The organism is Nocardia sp. NRRL S-836, from assembly GCF_001279525.1.
Classification (GTDB): domain Bacteria; phylum Actinomycetota; class Actinomycetes; order Mycobacteriales; family Pseudonocardiaceae; genus Lentzea.
Map to the genome: position 1 here is coordinate 1 of NZ_LGDY01000154.1, position 17,167 is coordinate 17,167.

16 protein-coding genes and 1 pseudogene are annotated in these 17,167 nt (G+C 68.9%); 7 read left to right on the forward strand and 10 right to left on the reverse strand.

Translation table 11 applies throughout. The features are described from left to right. Together ADL03_RS41385 and ADL03_RS41390 are read left to right on the forward strand one after the other, a co-directional pair. Nucleotides 1-435, forward strand: a 435-nt coding sequence (locus ADL03_RS41385) for a hypothetical protein (RefSeq protein ID WP_231642828.1), incomplete at its 5' end; no start/stop codon positions are given. After that, on the forward strand, nucleotides 432-1,412 hold the full coding sequence (locus ADL03_RS41390) for a LacI family DNA-binding transcriptional regulator (RefSeq protein WP_053739133.1): 981 nt from the start codon (nucleotides 432-434) through the stop codon (nucleotides 1,410-1,412). The genes ADL03_RS41385 and ADL03_RS41390, both read left to right, overlap by 4 nt. 39 nt (nucleotides 1,413-1,451) lie before the next feature. Here ADL03_RS41390 and ADL03_RS41395 read toward each other — a convergent pair whose 3' ends face one another. The 9 genes and pseudogenes from ADL03_RS41395 to ADL03_RS41435 all read right to left on the reverse strand — a co-directional run bounded on the left by ADL03_RS41395 (nucleotide 1,452) and on the right by ADL03_RS41435 (nucleotide 11,923). After that, entirely contained in the window at nucleotides 1,452-1,649 is a 198-nt protein-coding gene (locus tag ADL03_RS41395) for an MbtH family protein (RefSeq protein WP_053739134.1), read from the reverse strand. Nucleotides 1,650-1,692: 43 nt separating this feature from the next. Then, nucleotides 1,693-2,988, reverse strand: a pseudogene (locus tag ADL03_RS41400) (lysine N(6)-hydroxylase/L-ornithine N(5)-oxygenase family protein). Between the two features lie 1,194 nt (nucleotides 2,989-4,182). Beyond that, on the reverse strand, nucleotides 4,183-5,589 hold the full coding sequence (locus ADL03_RS41405; RefSeq protein ID WP_369809083.1) for a GH1 family beta-glucosidase: 1,407 nt from the start codon (nucleotides 5,587-5,589) through the stop codon (nucleotides 4,183-4,185). Further along, nucleotides 5,508-6,464, reverse strand: a complete 957-nt coding sequence (locus tag ADL03_RS41410) for an ABC transporter ATP-binding protein (protein ID WP_053739135.1) — start codon at nucleotides 6,462-6,464, stop codon at nucleotides 5,508-5,510. The genes ADL03_RS41405 and ADL03_RS41410 overlap by 82 nt, the downstream gene beginning before the upstream one ends. Further along, entirely contained in the window at nucleotides 6,461-7,282 is an 822-nt protein-coding gene (locus tag ADL03_RS41415) for an ABC transporter permease (RefSeq protein WP_082373960.1), read from the reverse strand. The genes ADL03_RS41410 and ADL03_RS41415 overlap by 4 nt, the downstream gene beginning before the upstream one ends. 5 nt (nucleotides 7,283-7,287) lie before the next feature. Then, nucleotides 7,288-8,268, reverse strand: coding sequence for an ABC transporter permease (locus tag ADL03_RS41420; protein ID WP_053739136.1), 981 nt, complete (start codon nucleotides 8,266-8,268; stop codon nucleotides 7,288-7,290). Continuing rightward, the gene (locus ADL03_RS41425) at nucleotides 8,265-9,173 is read right to left on the reverse strand and encodes an ABC transporter ATP-binding protein (protein WP_053739137.1); all 909 of its coding nucleotides are present in this window, start codon (nucleotides 9,171-9,173) and stop codon (nucleotides 8,265-8,267) included. The genes ADL03_RS41420 and ADL03_RS41425 overlap by 4 nt, the downstream gene beginning before the upstream one ends. After that, nucleotides 9,170-10,813, reverse strand: coding sequence for an ABC transporter substrate-binding protein (locus tag ADL03_RS41430; RefSeq protein WP_053739138.1), 1,644 nt, complete (start codon nucleotides 10,811-10,813; stop codon nucleotides 9,170-9,172). The genes ADL03_RS41425 and ADL03_RS41430 overlap by 4 nt, the downstream gene beginning before the upstream one ends. A gap of 114 nt (nucleotides 10,814-10,927) precedes the next feature. Continuing rightward, the gene (locus tag ADL03_RS41435) at nucleotides 10,928-11,923 is read right to left on the reverse strand and encodes a LacI family DNA-binding transcriptional regulator (protein WP_053739139.1); all 996 of its coding nucleotides are present in this window, start codon (nucleotides 11,921-11,923) and stop codon (nucleotides 10,928-10,930) included. Between the two features lie 284 nt (nucleotides 11,924-12,207). Here ADL03_RS41435 and ADL03_RS41440 point away from each other — a divergent pair, with 284 nt between their 5' ends. The 3 genes from ADL03_RS41440 to ADL03_RS50055 all read left to right on the forward strand — a co-directional run bounded on the left by ADL03_RS41440 (nucleotide 12,208) and on the right by ADL03_RS50055 (nucleotide 13,810). Beyond that, nucleotides 12,208-12,747, forward strand: a complete 540-nt coding sequence (locus ADL03_RS41440; RefSeq protein WP_053739140.1) for an MOSC domain-containing protein — start codon at nucleotides 12,208-12,210, stop codon at nucleotides 12,745-12,747. A gap of 66 nt (nucleotides 12,748-12,813) precedes the next feature. After that, nucleotides 12,814-13,659 (forward strand): helix-turn-helix transcriptional regulator, encoded by an 846-nt coding sequence (locus ADL03_RS41445; protein ID WP_053739141.1) that lies wholly within the window; start codon nucleotides 12,814-12,816, stop codon nucleotides 13,657-13,659. Nucleotides 13,660-13,696: 37 nt separating this feature from the next. Further along, nucleotides 13,697-13,810, forward strand: coding sequence for a DUF397 domain-containing protein (locus tag ADL03_RS50055; RefSeq protein WP_231642830.1), 114 nt, complete (start codon nucleotides 13,697-13,699; stop codon nucleotides 13,808-13,810). On the opposite strand, the gene ADL03_RS41450 is transcribed toward ADL03_RS50055, so the two are convergent. After that, nucleotides 13,807-14,550 carry an alpha/beta fold hydrolase gene (locus ADL03_RS41450; protein ID WP_053739142.1) on the reverse strand — a complete coding sequence of 248 codons (744 nt, stop codon included), beginning with the start codon at nucleotides 14,548-14,550 and terminating at the stop codon, nucleotides 13,807-13,809. The two genes, ADL03_RS50055 and ADL03_RS41450, sit on opposite strands and share 4 nt — an antisense overlap. A 273-nt stretch (nucleotides 14,551-14,823) precedes the next feature. On the opposite strand from ADL03_RS41450, the gene ADL03_RS41455 reads away from it, so the two are divergent. Both ADL03_RS41455 and ADL03_RS41460 read left to right on the forward strand, forming a co-directional pair. Then, the gene (locus tag ADL03_RS41455) at nucleotides 14,824-15,723 is read left to right on the forward strand and encodes an anti-sigma factor RsbA family regulatory protein (protein ID WP_053739144.1); all 900 of its coding nucleotides are present in this window, start codon (nucleotides 14,824-14,826) and stop codon (nucleotides 15,721-15,723) included. Nucleotides 15,724-15,784: 61 nt separating this feature from the next. Continuing rightward, the coding region (locus ADL03_RS41460) for a wax ester/triacylglycerol synthase family O-acyltransferase (RefSeq protein ID WP_053739143.1) at nucleotides 15,785-17,167 on the forward strand (1,383 nt) is incomplete at its 3' end.

Sequence of the window (17,167 nt, forward strand, 5' to 3'; positions counted from 1 at the left end):
CCACCCGCACCCCCACCCGCACCCCCGCCCGCTCCGGCGACCACCACGTCGGCGCCGAATGGTTATGGCACAACGGAACGCGCGTTCGTGGAGCTCTCGATCGCCACGGACGAGCAGGCGTTGAAGCTGCTCGCGACCGCCGACCGGCCCGAGCTGGTGGCGAACCGCAACGCCGAGCTGGCCGAGCTGCGGGCGTTGCTGGACGCGCCGTACGTGAACCAGCACGCCGGTCACGACATGCCGGGCATGCCGACCGACGCCGAGATCGCGCTGGCGGCCACGAGCCGGGAGGCGCGCGACCAGTTCGTGCGCGCTCATCTCACCGAGTCGCTGGAGGTCGTGCGGTCGGCCCGTGCGGCGATCACGCACCCGCCGACCGCCGCGGTGGTCGAGCTGATGGAACGCCATCGCACGGCGGAGCTGGCGGCCGGGTGAAGCGCGTGACCCTGGAGGAGGTGGCGCGTGTCGCCGGCGTGTCGCGCGCGACCGCGTCGCGGGTCGTCAACGGCGCCGGCACGGTCGACGAGACGTTGCGGCACGCGGTGCAGCGGGCCATCTCCAGCACCGGCTACCTGCCGAACATCGCGGCGCGGTCGCTGGTGACGCGGCGGGCCGACGCGATCGGCCTGGTGCTGCCCGACGAGCACCGCATGCTCGGCGACCCGCACCTCGCGAGCGTGGTCAGCGGCGTGACCCGCGTGGTCCGGCCCAGGGGCATCCACCTCGTGCTGATGATGACCGGGCCGGGGACGCGCGAGCAGGCGTTGAGCGACCTGCGGTGCGGCCGCCTCGACGGGGTGGTCCTCGTGCACACCGACCCGGCCGACCCGGTGCCGGGCCAGCTGATCAGGTCCGGGTTGCCGGTGGTGCTGGCCGGGCGGCCGTGGCAGCCGATGCCGATCACCTACGTCGACGTGGACCAGAAGGCGGGCGGCGCGCTGGCCGGCGAACGCCTGCTGCGCCGCGGGTGCCGCCGCGTCGCCACGATCACCGGGCCGCAGGACACCCCGGCGGGCCAGGACCGGCTGCGCGGTTTCCTCGGCGTGGCACCGGATGCGGTAGTGGCGCACGGCGACTTCACCCGGCAGTCCGGCACCGCCGCGATGGAGGAGCTGCTCAGCCGCTGCCCGGACGTCGACGGCGTGTTCGTCGCGTCCGATCTGATGGCGAGTGGCGCGATCCCGGTGCTGCACCGCAGCGGCCGGAAGGTGCCCGACGACGTGGCGGTGGTCGGGTTCGACGACAGCAGCGCGGCGCTGACGTGCGAGCCGGAGCTGACGACGGTCCGGCAGCCGATCGCGGACATGGCACAGGAGATGGCCCGTCAGCTGCTGCGGCAGATCACCGACCCCGGCACGCCGGTGACGTCGGTCGTGTTCGACCCTTCGCTCGTCGTCCGTTCGAGCGGCTGACCGCTCCTTGTCCCGTTCACACGGACGTTCTCGCGTCCGTCACGAACGGATGGACAGCGGCCGCATGTCGGTCCAGTTCACCTCGACGTACGCCAGGCACGCCTCGCGACTCTCCTCGCCGAACACCTTGGTCCACCCGGCGGGCACCTCCGCGAACGCGGGCCACAGCGAGTGCTGCTGCTCGTCGTTGACCAGCACGAAAAAACGGCCCTGCGGGTCCTCGAACGGGTTGGTCATCACTGCGGTCCTCTCCAGGCTCCTCGGGGCGAGTTAGGCCACCCTAACCCACTGGCGCGGCCAGCTCCGACACCGGCTCCGGGACCACGGGCGACCCGCGCAGGACCGAGTCGAGGATCTCCCCCACCCGCACGGCCGTGTTGGACAACAACGACGACGTGATGCCGTGCGTGTGCTCCGTGCCACCCTGCAGGTAGATACCGCCCTGGACAGCATCGTCGGTGACCACCCGGTAGTCCCGCGCGACCTTGAGCCGCCCGTACTCGTCCCGCTGACACCTCTCGGCCAGCTCCCCCAGCACCCGCACCGGATCAGCCGGCCGGTACCCCGTGGCGTACACGATGACGTCCGCGTCGACCGGCACCCGCCCGCCATCGGCCAACGACTCGATCACACACCGGCCGTCGGGGGCTCCCGTCCGTGAGCCGCGAGGTGTTGTTCAACAACAACCGCTGCCGCCCGAGCACCTTCTCCCCGTGACCCGGGAGGTTTTGTCCAACAACAACCGCTGCCCCCTGAGCCCCTTCTCCCGGTACACCCGCCGGTAGAGCTCCTCGATGAGGTCCTGGTCGACCACGCCGTAGTTCGTGTTCGCGTGGTACCCCATCAACCGCTTCTTGACGTCCTCCGGCGCCCCGTAGAACTCGTCCACGGCGGCAGGGTCGAAAATCCGGTTGGCGAACGAACTGTCGTCGGCCGGGCTGTACCCGTACCGCGCGAACACCCCGTGCACCACAGCCGAGGGAAACCGTTCGTGGAAGAACGCCACCGCCTCCGCCGCACTCTGCCCGGCCCCCACCACAACGACGTGCCGCGGCTCCTCCACCTCACCGACCCGGTGCAGCAGATCCCTGTTGTGCCAGACCCGCTCCCCCGCCACGATCCCCTCCGGCAGGTTCGCCTCCAACCCGGTGGCCAGCACCAGGTTGCGCGCCGCGACCGTCTGCCCGTTAGCCATGACCTCGAACCCTTGCCCGACCGCGCGAACGCTCGTCACCTCACTGCCGTACGACACCTGGTGCGCAACCCGCGCGGCCGCCCACTCGAAGTAGTCGTGGAACTCCTTCCGCAACGGGAAGAGGTTCTTGTGGTTGACGAAGTCCACCAACCGCCCACGATCCCGCAGATAACACAGGAAGCTGAACTCGCTCGTCGGATTCCGCAACGTCACGAGGTCCTTGAGGAACGACACCTGCATCGTCGCGTCCTCGAGCAACATCCCCCGATGCCACCCGAACCCCGCCTGCTTCTCGAAGAACCGCGCCCTCACCGGCCGCTCGTGCTCCTCGACCGCGATGGCGAGCGCGAGGTTGGACGGCCCGAAGCCGATCCCGGCCAGGTCCAACACCGGTTCCATCGCGGTCCCTCCGTGGCACGATCCCTGAGCGTGGTGAAGTGACCCTAACTTAACTAAGGCATGCCTTAGCTAGTGCATTCGGGCGTGATCTACGCCGCCCAGCGGCCACGTCCGATCGGCGGGCCCGGTGCTGCGGAGGCTGCGCGGTGATGGACGGGTGAGTGGTGGTGCTCGGGGTGGTTCGGAGTGGTCGTTCGCGAGTCTGGCTGGGGTGGGGTTCAGGGTTGGGCGGGATGCTCGGGGCTGGTGCGGCGGGGTTGCGAGGCCGTTCAGGTCGTTGTCGAAGTGCCGGGTGGAGCGGGGGCTGGTCGCCTGATCGGGTGAAGGTTGTCCGGATTGGCGCCTGGGGTCGTCTCCTCTTCGTGTCTCGATGTTCATGCCTGCCGCGCCCGCCAGAAAGGAAACGCGCGAGGGGCGGCGGCTTGTGCGCCGGGTGAGGAGGAGGCCGGGTTGGGGAGGCGACGGGTGGAGCCAGGGGCAAGACCGGGAAGCGCGAGACAGGTGCAGCCGGGGAAGAGGCCCGCCGAGTGGAGGTAAGGACGGTGGGCACCTCACGGCGCGACACGCGAAGGAGGCGAGCGTCCAGTCGGTCGAGGCGGACGTCCAGTCCGTCGGCGTGAGTACCGGGTCCAGTCGGTGGACGCGAAGGTCCAGTCGGTCGATGGCGCGGGTCGAGCCGAGGCACGCCGCCACCCCGCCGAACGGGAACCGCATCCCGCCACCCGCACCGAGCCCCCGCCGGTCAAGCACCCCACCAGCCACCCCGACCTGAGCCCCTCGCAGACCCCAGCACCCCAGCAAGCGACCCCAGAACCGGGCCCATCGCAGGCCCAAGCACCCCACCAGCAACCAGCGCCCCTGAACCGCGTCTCTCGCACGCCCAAGCAGCCCACCAGCGACCCCGAACCGACTCCCCCGCGCCATCACGCCCCACCGGACCGCAGCAGCGACATCCCCGCGCGGTCAGCGAGAAAGCCAGCGAGAAAGCCAACGGAAACGCCAGCGCAAAGGCCGGCGAATCCCAGGTCACCACCATGCCCCCGCGGTGCCACCGCCGATCAGCACGGTGCCGTCCGGGCGCCCCCGCACACGAAACCGCCCAGCCGCCGCAGACCCCGCATCCCCACAACGCCAAGCCCAAGACCCAGCCCAAAACCCGACCCAAAAACCGTCCCCCTACCCCCGCATCCCCTGAATCAACTCCCGAAACCACAACGCACTCTGCTTCAAACTCCGCTCCTGAGTCGCATAATCCACCCGCACAATCCCGAACCGCTTGTCATACCCATAAGCCCACTCGAAGTTGTCCATGAGCGACCAAGCGAAATACCCCCGCACATCCACCCCGGCCCGCACCGCATCCGCCACGGCGGAAATGTGCGTCCGGAAGTACTCCACCCGATCCAAATCCGCGACAAACCCACCCGCATCCGCGGTGTCGTCAAAAGCAGCACCGTTCTCGGTGATCACCATCGGCACCCCGTAGTCCGAGTGCAACCGCACCAGCAGCTGCGTGAAGCCCTCGGGCACGATCTCCCACCCCATGTCCGTCACCGGCCGCCCGGTCGGCACCACCTCGGGCGCGGCGGGGTCGTCGGTCGCCTTGAACACGTGCGACGAGTAGTAGTTCACCCCGAACACGTCCAGCGGCGTCGAGATGATCTCCAGATCCCCGTCCACAACCGGGAGCGAGGCACCCCGGGAAGCGATGTCGGCAAGCACGTCCTCGGGATAACGCCCGTGCACCAACGGATCCATGTAGATCCGCGTCCCCAGCCCGTCAGCGCGACGCGCCGCGTCCACATCACGCGGATCGGAAGACGCCGGCGTGGAAACGCCCATGTTCAAGGTGATGCCGAGATCGGCCACGCCGCGCGAACGCAGTTCCTGTGCCGCCAAACCATGTCCGAGCAACAGGTGGTGCACGGCGCGCATCGCCTCGGCGAAGTTCGTGCGGCCGGGGGCGTGGCGGCCCACGTCGTAGCCGAGCATGGCCGAGCACCACGGCTCGTTCAGGGTTGTCCACGTCGGCACGCGGTCGCCCAGGGCGTCGTGCACCAGGGCCGAGTACTCGGCGAAGCGGTAGGCCGTGTCGCGTGACGGCCAGCCGCCGGCGTCCTCCAGCTCCTGCGGCAGGTCCCAGTGGTACAGGGTCAGCCACGGCTGGACGCCGGCCGAGAGCAGCTCGTCGACCAGGCGGGAGTAGAAGTCCATGCCCGCCGGGTTCACCGGGCCGCGGCCGCCTGGCTGCACGCGCGGCCACGACACCGAGAAGCGGTACCTGTCCACGCCCAGCGACGCGATCATCGCCACGTCCGACGGCATGCGGTGGTAGTGGTCGCACGCCACGTCGCCGGTCTCGCCGCGGACCACGGCTCCCGGACGGCGGCAGTAAGTGTCCCAGATGGACGGTGTGCGGCCGTCCTCGTCGTGGGCGCCTTCGATACTGGTACGCGGACGTCGCCACGCCCCAGTAGAAGTCGGCGGGCAGGGCGGTGATCTCAGACATGGACGTCCTCCAACCAGCACGCCACCCGGCGGCGTGCTTCCACGGGTTCCAGCTGCGGCATCTCCGTGCCGCACACGTCGAGTGCGGACGGGCAGCGCGGGTGGAACGGGCAACCGGTGGGCATCGACCTCAGGTCCGGCGGCGAGCCGGGGATGCCGCGCAGTTCGCGGCGTGGGCCGCGGAGAGCGGGGAACGACGCGAGCAGGCCCTGGGAGTACGGGTGGCGCGCGGAGCGGTAGATCTCGGCGGCCGGTGCCTCCTCGACCACGCGGCCGCCGTACATGATCGCGATGCGGTCGGAGAACTCGACCAGCAGCGAGATGTCGTGCGTGATGAAGATGATCGAGAAGCCCAGGGTCTCGCGCAGGCGCATCATCTGGCCGAGGATCTGCCGCTGCACCACCACGTCCAGCGCGGTCGTCGGCTCGTCCATGATCACGATCTCGGGTTCCAGCGCCAGTGCCATCGCGATCATCACGCGCTGGCGCATGCCGCCGGACAGCTGGTGCGGGTAGGCGGTCAACCGGTCGACGGGGATTCCCACGAGCGACAACAGCTCACGACCGCGCGCCACCCGGGCCGAACGACCGAGGGACGGGCGGTGGGTGCGCAGCACGTCGTCGATCTGCGTGCCGACCGAGATCACCGGGTTCAGGGCGTTCATCGCTCCCTGGAACACGATCGCGAGCTCGTTCCACCGCAACGCCTGCAGCTGCCGTTCGGTCAACGTCAGCAGGTCCTGGCCCTTGAACAGCACCTCGCCGGACGGCACCCGGCCGGGCGGTTGCAGCAGCCGGGTCGCGGCATAGGCCAAAGTGGACTTCCCCGAACCCGACTCCCCCGCCAGGCCGAGCACCTCGCCGGCGTTCAGCGTCAGCGAGACGTTGTGCACGGCTCGCAGCGAACCGTAGTCGACCGACAGGTCGCGGATCTCCAGGACCGGGCTCATGCGCGCACCTTCCGCAGGCGGGGATTCGCGTACTCGTCGATCCCGAAGTTGATCAGGGCCAGCGCCGTGCCGAGCAGGGCGATGCACAGGCCGGCGGGGACGAACCACCACCACGCGCCCTGGCCGAGCGCCTGGTTGGACTGCGCCCAGAACAGGATCGTGCCCCAGTTCCAGGTCGACAGCGACACCACGCCGACGAACGACAGCGTGATCTGCAGCATCACGGCGAAGATCACCGTGCCGACGAATCCGGTGGCGATCACCGCCGTCAGGTTCGGCAGGATCTCGAACACGATGATCCGCCAGGTGCGTTCACCGGACGCGCGGGCGGCCTCCACGAAGTCGCGGCGCCGCAACGACATCGTCTGCGCCCGCAGCACGCGCGCACCCCACGCCCAGGCGGTCAGCGAGATCACCGCCGCGATCAGCACGGTGTCGGCCGACGGCAGCATCGACGCCACGATGATGATCAGCGGCAGCGCCGGGATGACCAGGAAGACGTTGGACAGCATGGACAACGCCTCGTCGGCGGCGCCGCCGAGGAACCCGGCGGTCACGCCGACCAGGATCGACAGGAACGTCGCCAGCACACCGCAGACCAGGCCGACGATCATGACACCGCGGGTGCCCACGAGCACCTGCGAGAAGATGTCCTGACCGGTCATGGTCGTGCCGAACCAGTGCGCGGCGGAAGGCGGCGACAGCAGCGTGTCGCCCATCTCCGACGGGTCGTACGGCGCGATCCACTCGCCGATCACCGCGATCACGGCGAAGAACGCCAGGATGCCCAGGCCCAGCCGGGTCTTGAAGTTCATCATCGCGATCAGCCCTCCCGCCGGGTGCGCGGGTCGAGCAGCAGGTAGCCGACGTCCGCGAGCAGGTTCGCCACCAGCACCGCCAGGGTGATCACCAGGAACACGCCCTGCATCAACGGGTAGTCCTTCGCTCCGATGCCCTGGAACAGCACGTATCCCAGGCCGGGGTAGGAGAACACCATCTCCACCAGCAGCGCGCCGCCGACGATGAAACCCAGCGACAGCGCGAAACCGGAGATCGACGGCAGGATCGCGTTGCGCGCGGCGTAGGCGAACATGATCCGCCGCTGCGACAACCCCTTGGCCCGCGCGACGAGCACGTAGTCCTCGGCCGACACGGTCACCATCATGTTGCGCATGCCCAGGATCCAGCCGGCGACCGACGACACCACGATGGTCACGCCGGGCAGGACCGCGTGTTCCAGCACGCTGCCGATGAACTCCCACGACCACTCCGGCACCAGCCCCGCAGCGTAGCCGCCGGAGGCAGGCAGCAGCGGGAACGTCACCGAGAACACCGAGATCGCGATCAGCCCGAGCCAGAAGTACGGGATCGACGACAGGAACGTCGTCACCGGGATCAGCGAGTCCATCCACGACCCGCGCTTCCAGCCCGCGTACACACCGGCCAGCGTGCCCAGCAGGAACGCGATGACCGTCGTGACACCGACCAGCCCGAGCGTCCACGGCAGCGACTGCGACAGCACGTCCGCCACCGGTGTGGGGAAGAACGTGAACGACAGCCCGAGGTCACCGCGCAGCAACGCACCCCAGTAGTCGACGTACTGCTCCCACAACGACTTCTTCTCGTCCAGTCCGAACAGGACGTACAGCGACGCCATCGCGTCGCTGTTCAGCCGCCCGCCGAGCTTGGTGATCATCGCCTGGACCGGGTCACCGGGCAGCAACCGCGGCAGCAGGAAGTTCGCCGTGATCGCCGCCCACAGCGTGACCAGGTAGAAGGCCGCACGGCGCAACAGGAACGTCATGCCACCGCCTCCACGTACAGCCAGCACGCCGCCCAGTGCCCGTGGGAGTCGACCTCGACCCGCGGTGGCGCGTCGGTCCAGCACCGGGCCTGGACCTTCGGGCAGCGCGCGGCGAACTGGCACCCCGCCGACACCTCGGCGACGTCCTCGGACGGCGCGTCCAGTGCCACGACCGCCCGGTCCGGGTCGGGCGCCGACTCGATCAGCAGCTGCGTGTACGGGTGCGCGGGCCGCTGCGTGACCGTCTCGCTGTCACCGCCCTCGACGATCTGGCCGCCGTACATCACGAACGTCTCGTCGGCGAAGTACCGCGCCGAGGCGATGTCGTGCGTGATGTACAGGATCGCCAGCCGCAGCCGGTCCTTGAGGTCCAGCAACAGGTTCAGCACGCCGAGCCGGATCGAGACGTCCAGCATGGACACCGGCTCGTCGGCGAGCAGCACCTCGGGGTTGGCGGCCAGCGCCCGCGCGATCGCGACGCGCTGGCGCTGGCCACCCGAGAGCTCGTGCGGGTAGCGGGACAGGAAGTCGGCGGGCAGGTGCACCCGCGCCATCAGCTCCTCCGGCGTCTCCGGCCGCTTGTGGATCTTCAACGGCCGCACGAGGTGGTAGCGGATGGTGTGGACCGGGTTGAGCGAGGCGAACGGGTCCTGGAACACCATCTGCACCGAACGCCGGTACTCCCGGACGCGCCGCACCTTCCTGCCGTCCAGCAGGATCTCGCCGGACGTGGGCTCCACCAGCCGCGCCAGCAGCTTCGCCACCGTCGACTTGCCTGACCCCGACTCGCCGACGAGGGCGGTCACGCGCCCGCGGCGCAGGACGAGGGAGACGTCCTGCACCGCGCGCACGCGCTTGTAGGTCTTGACCAGACCCTTTGCCTCCAGCGCGACCTCTTGGGTCATGACGCCGGCTGCAACTTCATGACGATCTGCAGGGCGTTGGGCAGCGTCGCCTGCGGCGGACCGTACGGGTCCTCCTCCGACGGCCAGCCGACCCAGCTCTTCGTGCTGTACTCGGCACCGATCGGACCGGCCGAGGTCGGGATCATCGGCACCTGCTCCACCATGATCTTCTGCAACGTCGCCAGGCTCTTGGCGCGCGCAGCGTCGTCCGTGGCGTTCGCGTACTCGGCCAGCGCGGCCGTGGCCTCGGGGCTGTTGTAGCGGCCGAAGTTCACGGCGGCGGTCTGCCCCAGCGGCTTGAGCTCGGCGCCGTCCATGATGTTCTGGTACATCTCGTACGGCGTCGCACCGGTGTTCGTCCAGCGCAGCGAACCCTGGAACTGGCCGTTCGCGAAGTCGCTGGTCCAGGCGTCCGCGGTCTGGGTGCGCACGGTCGCCTCGATGCCGATCTTCTTCAGGTCGCTCTTGATGATGTCGAGCACGGTCAGGTAGTCCGACCAGCCGGACGGGTTGGTCAGCTCGATCGTGACCGGCTTGCCACCGGGCGCCTTCAGCACGCCACCGTCCAGGGTGAACCCGGCGCCGGTGAGCTTCTGCTTCGCCTTGTCGACGTTCACCTCGAACCGCGCGGACCTGTACTCCGGCGCGAGGAACGAGTCACCCGCGGGCAACGGCATGCCGGTCGGCGACTCCAGCTTCGGGAACAGCCGCGCCTCACCGCGCACGAAGATCGCCTCGCGGTCGATCACGTCGCTCATCGCCGACCGCAGTGCCGCGTTGTCGAACGGCGCCACAGTGTGGTTCAGCCACAGGCCGTGGATGCCGAGACCGGCCGGGAACCACAGCTTGTGGTTCTTCGGGTCCTTGTCCACATAGAGCTTTTGGTAGTCCGGGATGAACACGTACGACCACTGGCTCGCACCCGAGGCCAGCGCGGTCGTCTGCGCCGTGTTGTCGTTGTACGAGGTGTACTGGATCTGCGGAACCTTGGGCAGCTCCTGCCAGTACTCGGTGCGCCGCTCCACGGTGACGGTCTGCGAGGTGAACGACTTCACCTTGTACGGACCGGTTCCGACGGGGTCGGGGTTGGTGTAGGTCGTCGGGTCGGCGACCGTGCTCCAGATGTGCTGGGGCACGACCATCGCGCTGATGACCTTGTTGCGGTTGACGAACTGCGGCGAGGCGAACGTGACCTCGACCTTGCCGTCCGGCGTCGCCGTCGCGGTCTCGACCTTGAGCGAGTCGCGGTTGTTGAGCGCCGGCCACTTCTTGAGGATCTCGTACGAGAAGGCGACGTCAGCGGCCGTCAGGGGCTTGCCGTCGGACCACTTCACGTTCTCCCGGATCGTGAAGGTGACCTTCTTGTAGTTGTCGGTCCAGTCCCACTTGGTCGCGAGCCACGGCACGGGCTCCTGGGCGGGGCGCGTGTTGTTCACGAACGCCAGCGGTTCGTAGATCACGTAGCGGTAGCCGAGCGAACCCGCCGCCGACGTGGGCAGGAACGGGTTGTGGTTCTCGGTCAGCGGCCCGTTGGGCATGCCCACCGTCAGTACACCGGACGCCTTGGTGGTGCTGCCACCAGAGGAACACCCGGCCGCCGCGAGCGCCAGGGCTAGCGCGACGATGACTGTTCTGCGCATGGGGACTCTCCCGATACGAGTGAGTGAGAGCGCTCTCTCACAGGCAGGCCGAACACGCCGGTCGCGTGCGGTGACCGGCGGGTTCGGTATTCGGATTTGTGTTCGCGTGCTCTTTTAGGGCGCGGATTCGCGCACGATCAACGAAGTCGGCAGCACCAGCGGGTGGTCGGGCATCGGCTGTCCTTCGAGCGTGGAGAGCAGCATCCGCGCGGCGGCGGCACCCATCTCCTGTCCCGGCTGGCGGATCGTCGTCAGCCGGGGTTCGGTGTGTCCGGCGACCGGAACGTCGTCGAAGCCGACCACGGCCACGTCGTCCGGAACCGTGCGACCGGCCTCGCGCAACGCCCGCAGCACACCGACAGCGGAGAGGTCGTTGTGCGCGAAGATCGCGTCGAACGGGATGCCGCTCGCGATGAGCTTGTCGACCGCGACCTCGCCGCCCTCGGTGGTGAAGTCGCCGTCGACGATGAGGTCCGGGTGCAGCGTCAGGCCCGCTTCCGCCAGGGCGAGCCGGAACCCGTCCAGCCTCGCCTGGGTGCACCCGAAGTTCGGGGGCCCGGTGACGACGGCGAACCTGCGGCGGCCGCCCGCGACGAGGTGCCGTGCGACGTCCGCGCCTCCCTGCCGGTTCGTCGTCGTCACCGAAGGGAACTCGGGGTGCGAACCGCGGTCGTCGATCATGACGACGGGCAGGCCGGCCCGGTACAGCGTGGAGATGTAGTGCAGGGTGTCCGGCGGCTCGACCACGAGCAGGCCGTCGAAGGCGTTGGCGGACACGTGGTTCGCGAACTGGTTCAGCGACTCGGGTCCGCGGTTGATCGTGTAGAGCAGCAGCCCGTAGCCGTCGGCTTCGAGGGTGTCGACGATGCCCTGCAGCACCTCGCCCATCCACGGCCAGGTCAGCGACGGCGCGAGCATGCCGACCGTGCGGGTGCGGCCCCGCGCCAGTCCGACGGCCCGGGCGCTGGGCACGTAGCCGATCTCGTCGATGACCTTGCGGACGCGCTGCGCGGTGGAGGCGTCCACGTCGGGCTTGCCGTTCAGCACACGTGACACGGTCGCCTTGGACACCTGGGCGCGTTGGGCGACCTCAGCGATCGTGACACGCATGCCGAACTTCCTTCCGCCGCCTCTGGAACCGGTTCCGTAACCGGTTCCGCCGAGGTGTGACGCAGTCAACAGCCTCACGTGAGGATTAGTCAATAGTTCAGACGGAAGTTCGTGAGAGCGTTTCCACGCTCTGCGTGATCACCGCAGGTAGCACCCTGCCGCACGAGCGTTCCGGAACCGCGTTGACCATTCAGATGCGTGCGGTGGCAACAATTTCCGGACGGATGCGCGTACTCCGAACGGCCCAGCGCGACAGCTCCGGACCGTCGTGCACAATTGACGGCATGGGGGTTGTCACGGCAGTGAGCCGCAGCGAGGAGTACACGTTCACCAAACCGGTCCGCGAGAGCATCACGCTGCTCGCCGGCCTTGGTGTCGAGGGCGACGTGCACCAGGGCGTGACGGTCAAGCACCGCTCGCGCGTCGCACAGGACCCGACGCAGCCGAACCTGCGCCAGGTGCACCTGATGCACGAGGAGCTGTTCGAGGAGCTGCGCGGCAAGGGCTTCCCGGTCGAGCCGGGCGCGATCGGCGAGAACGTCACCACGCGCGGCATCGACCTGCTCGGCCTGCCCACCGGCACGCTGCTCCACCTGGGACCTGAGGCCGTGGTCGAGGTGACCGGCCTGCGCAACCCGTGCCTGCAGATCGACCGGTTCTCGAAGGGCCTGCTCAAGGAGGTCGTGGGCAAGGGCCCCGACGGCGAACCGGTGCGGCGCGCGGGAATCATGTCCGTCGTGCTCGTCGGCGGCGTCGTGCGCCCCGGTGACGAGATCCGCGTCGAGCTGCCCGCCGAGCCGCACCAGCCGCTCGAAAAGGTCTGACCAGCTCCGTTTTCACCCGAACGAGCGCGTACCTTGTTTTGAAAACAACGCTTAGCGTCCCTGGCCATGACCGCGATCTATTCCACCGCGTACAGCCGGGACCTGGGTGACGAACTGCGCCTCATACGGGAGGTGTCGACGTCGATGCACGGCCGCGCCATGGCGGCGCGGCTCGGCTGGGACCCGAGCAAGGTGTCCAACATCGAGCACGGCAAGGCGCATGCCAGCGAGATCGACATCGTCCAGTTCCTCAGCACGTGCGGCAAGGACATCGAGTTCATCGAGTCCTTCCGCGCCCGGTACCGGCACGCCTTCGACCCGTACTTCGCGCAGATGCCGGAGAACCTGCGCACGCTCGCGATGACCGAGTCGCTGGCCACGAAGATCACCAGCTACGACCTCATCACCCCGCCGGGCCTCCTGCAGACCAAGAACTACTCACGGGAGCTGCTCACCGAAGGTGAAGCGCTGGAGAATGTCGAGAGGTTCGTCGAGGCGCGCGCCGAGCGGCAGACGATCCTGCGGCGCACGAGGCCTCCCGAGTGCGTGTTCTACGTGCACGAGATCGCCTTGCGAGCGCGGCTGGGTAGCGCGCAGGACATGGAGGAGCAGTACCTGCGGTTGATGTTCAACACGCACATGGTGCGGCTGATACCCGCGGACGTCATGATCTCCAAGTTGGGGTCGGGCTGTGTGCTGTACGAGTTCGAGAAGGCTGCTCCGATCGTGTACAGCGAGACCAACTCCGCCCAGATCTTCGCGCAGGACACGGCTGCGGTGAAGCGGAGCAGGCGGCTGTTCGAGCGACTGTCGGCCGTTGCCTTGGATGAGCAACAATCGAAGAGCAAGCTGATGGAGTACGTCAGTGGACTTCGAGAGGAACCTCATGACTCAGGAACGGACCTGGCGTAAGAGTTCTCGCAGCGGTACCAACGGCGCGGGTAACTGCGTGGAGGTGTCGCTGGCGCACGACGCGCTCGTTCGGGACTCGAAGAACGAGGGCGGCGACGTGCTCGCGTTCTCCGCGACCGCCTGGCGTTCGCTGCTCGGCTGGCTCGGTTAGTCGACGCCGAAGTGGCCGTCGAGGATCACCGAGATCGTTCTCGGCTCCTCGACGACCGCGAGGTGTGCGGCGTCGCCGACGATGTAGAGCTCGGAGTCGGGCAGCTCCTCCGCGATGTGCCGGGCGTGCTCCGGCGGTGTCGCGTCGTCCTGGGCCGCGGCGATCACGACGGTCGGCGCGCCGATCTTCGCCAGTTCCGGCCGCAGGTCCACGTCCCTGATCGCCTGGGCGCAGGCGAGGTACGAGCCCTCGTCGACCCGCAGCAGCTCGTCGCGGAAGCGTGCCGCCGCGGTCGGTGAGAACGAGGGCGTGAACCAGCGCGAGACGACCGCGTCGGCGATCGACCGCACGCCTGCCGAGCGGATGGCGCTCATCCGCTCGTCCCAGCCGGTTTTGTCCTCGTACCAGGCGGACGTGCAGATGAGCGCCAGCCGGTCGATCCGGTCAGTGTTGGCGGCCAGCCACATGCCGATCATGCCGCCGAGCGACACGCCGCAGTAGTGCACCTGGCGCAGTTCGAGGTGGTCCAGCAGCTCCACCACGCCGGACGCGAGGGACTCGATCGTGGCCTGCTCGACGGGCGCGCTGCCGCCGTGGCCGGGGTGGTCGAAGCGGAGCAGCCGGAACGGCCGGAAGGGGAGCTTGAAGTCGTTCCACAGGGCGGTGGTGGTGCCGAGGGCGTTGCCGAGGACGAGCACCGGTGCGTCGGGCGGTCCGCTCAGCGTGAAGTGCGGAATCACGACCTCACCTCCCTGTTCGCCGGATGGTGCGCCGCTGCGCGTACCGCCGCAACTCCGCTCCACTTCGGACACTCCACCGGTTGGACGCCGCCGTCCGCGTGACGGGAGGTACCCACCGTCCGCTGGTCGAAACAGGCCGACCTGCCGCGTCTCGGCGGGTTGGACCGAATGCCCGCGGACACGCGGAAACCACCGGCCCGGCCCGCGCCGAAACGCTGTTACGGGTAGCAGAATGAACCGTTGCCCACGTCACCGAAGTCACTCAGGTTGCTGATGAACTCCGTTGCTCCGTTCGCTCACGAGGCGCTGTTGTACCGAGACGAGGAGGAGTTCCTCGACGGCACGGCCAGATTCGTGGCGGACGGGGTCGACAGCGGCGAGCCCGTGCTGGTGGCCGTGCCGGAGCCGAAGATCGCGGTGCTGCGGTCACGGCTGGGCGGTCGTGCCGACCGGGTGCACTTCATCGACATGACCGAGGCCGGCCGCAACCCCGGCCGGATCATCCCCGGTGTGCTGATGGCGTTCAGCGCCTCCGCGCCGCAGAGCCGGGTGCGGATGGTCGGTGAGCCGATCTGGCCGGGCCGCGACGAGCTGGAGTACCCGGCGTGCATCCAGCACGAGGCGCTGGTCAACACGGCGTTCGAGGGCCGTCGCGGGACCATTTTGTGCCCGTACAACGCCGGATTGCTGCCGGAGCACGTTCTGGAGGACGCGCGCAGGACGCATCCGGTGCTGATCGACGGTGCCCGCCGGTTCGCCTCCGAGTCCTACACCGACCCGTCCGGTCTGGCCGACCTCTACAACGTGCCGCTGCCGCCGCCGCCCGCGTCGGCCGAGGAGCACGCGTTCTCCGTCGGCACCCTGGCGCACATGCGCAAGCTCGTGTCGATGTACGCGCATTGGTTGCGGCGTGAACAAGTTGAGGACCTCGTGCTCGCGGTGAACGAGCTCGCGACGAACAGCATCTTGCACGCGTCCGGCCGCGGGGTGCTGCGGTTGTGGCGCGAGGGCGACGCGGCGGTGTGCGAGGTGAGCGACTCCGGTGCCGGTTTCCCGCCGTCGTTCACCGGTCTGTCGGGTTTCGGGATCGTGATGGTGAACCTGTTGTGTGACCTGGTTCGCACCCACACGAGTCACAGCGGAACCACCGTTCGGGTGTATTTGGGGCGGTAACGAGTCGCCGCCATCTCATCGCAATGCGCACGACACGGGAACCTGTTTCCCTTGCACATCTATGACAGACCACCTCTCCCCCCTCGACGTCGCCTTCCTCGCCATGGAGGGCAACAGCAATCCGCTGCACCTCGGCGCGGTGGCCACGTTCACGCCCACTAACCTCGTGCACCCGGCCCGCATCGCCGCGGTGCTGTGCGAACGCGCCGCGGAAGTCCCGCGCCTGCGCGCCCGCGCCCGCACCGGCCTGCTCGGCGGCGCGCGCTGGGTGGAAGATCCCGGCTTCGCGCCAGAGGATCACGTCTTCACGCACCACGTGCGCGGCCGCGAACGCTTCTCCGCGCTGATCTCGCACCTGATGGCACAACCGCTGGACCTCGCCCGCCCGCCGTGGGAGCTGCACGTGGTCACCGGCCTGCCCGGCGGCCGTTTCGCGGTGTTCGCGAAGCTGCACCACTCGTTGTGCGACGGCATGAAGGCGGTGGGCCTGGGCCTCAAGCTGTTCGACGCCTCCCGGCTGTCCATTCCGGACACAGCCGAACCGGTCTCGCGCCCACTGCTGCCCACGCTGCCGTCGTTGCGCGAGATCAAGGACACCCTGGACGTGGCGTCCTCGGTGCTGCGGAACACCCGCCCGCCGACGCTGAACTCGCCGGTCCTGACCTCGTCCACCCGCCCACGCCGCGTGGTGATGTCCCGCCTGGACCTGGCCGACGTGCACCGCATCCGCCGCGCACACGGCGGCACGGTGAACGACGTCCTGCTGGCCCTGGTCACCGGCGCCCTGCGCCACTGGCTGACCGCACACGACGCGGCACCCCCGTCGTCCGTGGTGCGCGCACTGATCCCGGTCAACCAACGCACCCGCTCCGGCAACGGCGCCGCCGGCAACTCGATCTCCGGCTACCTGCTCTCCCTCCCGGTCGGCGAACCGGACCCGGCAGCACGCCTCCGCTCGGTCCGCACCCAGATGGAGTCGGCCAAAGCCGCCGGCCCCGACCGCGGCCCCGGCGCCCTCCCCCTGCTAGCCGACAAGGTCCCGCCACTGCTGCACCGCCTGACCGCCCCACTCGCCGCCCGCTGCGCACCCCTGCTGTTCGACACGCTGGTCACGTCCGTGCCGCTGCCGTCGGTGCCGCTGTCGCTGGACGGCGCCGCGCTGACGGAGATGTATCCGGTGGCGCCGGTCGCCCCTGGTCACGCCGTCGGGGTGGCGCTGTCGGTGTACCGGTCTTCGGTGCACGTCTGTCTGCACACGAACCAGTCGTGGATGTCGGATGCGCAGTGGTTGGACGGGGTGTTGCGGCGGGAGGTGGCGGCGCTCGGAGAGGCAGGGTCGGTGGTGGCGGCTGGGTCGGCTGGGTCGGTGGTGGCGGCTGGGGCGACGGTGGCTCGGCCGACGGTGACGGCGGGGTCGGCGGTGGCTCGCTCGACGGTGGTGGAG

Coding starts and splice junctions, on each gene's coding strand:
- ADL03_RS41435 (WP_053739139.1), bottom strand. CDS start 11,923: ATGCGTGTCACGATCGCTGAGGTCGCCCAACGCGCCCAGGTGTCCAAG.
- ADL03_RS41430 (WP_053739138.1), bottom strand. CDS start 10,813: ATGCGCAGAACAGTCATCGTCGCGCTAGCCCTGGCGCTCGCGGCGGCC.
- ADL03_RS41410 (WP_053739135.1), bottom strand. CDS start 6,464: ATGAGCCCGGTCCTGGAGATCCGCGACCTGTCGGTCGACTACGGTTCG.
- ADL03_RS41395 (WP_053739134.1), bottom strand. CDS start 1,649: ATGACCAACCCGTTCGAGGACCCGCAGGGCCGTTTTTTCGTGCTGGTC.
- ADL03_RS41440 (WP_053739140.1), top strand. CDS start 12,208: ATGGGGGTTGTCACGGCAGTGAGCCGCAGCGAGGAGTACACGTTCACC.
- ADL03_RS41420 (WP_053739136.1), bottom strand. CDS start 8,268: ATGACGTTCCTGTTGCGCCGTGCGGCCTTCTACCTGGTCACGCTGTGG.
- ADL03_RS41455 (WP_053739144.1), top strand. CDS start 14,824: ATGAACTCCGTTGCTCCGTTCGCTCACGAGGCGCTGTTGTACCGAGAC.
- ADL03_RS41415 (WP_082373960.1), bottom strand. CDS start 7,282: ATGATGAACTTCAAGACCCGGCTGGGCCTGGGCATCCTGGCGTTCTTC.
- ADL03_RS41445 (WP_053739141.1), top strand. CDS start 12,814: ATGACCGCGATCTATTCCACCGCGTACAGCCGGGACCTGGGTGACGAA.
- ADL03_RS41425 (WP_053739137.1), bottom strand. CDS start 9,173: ATGACCCAAGAGGTCGCGCTGGAGGCAAAGGGTCTGGTCAAGACCTAC.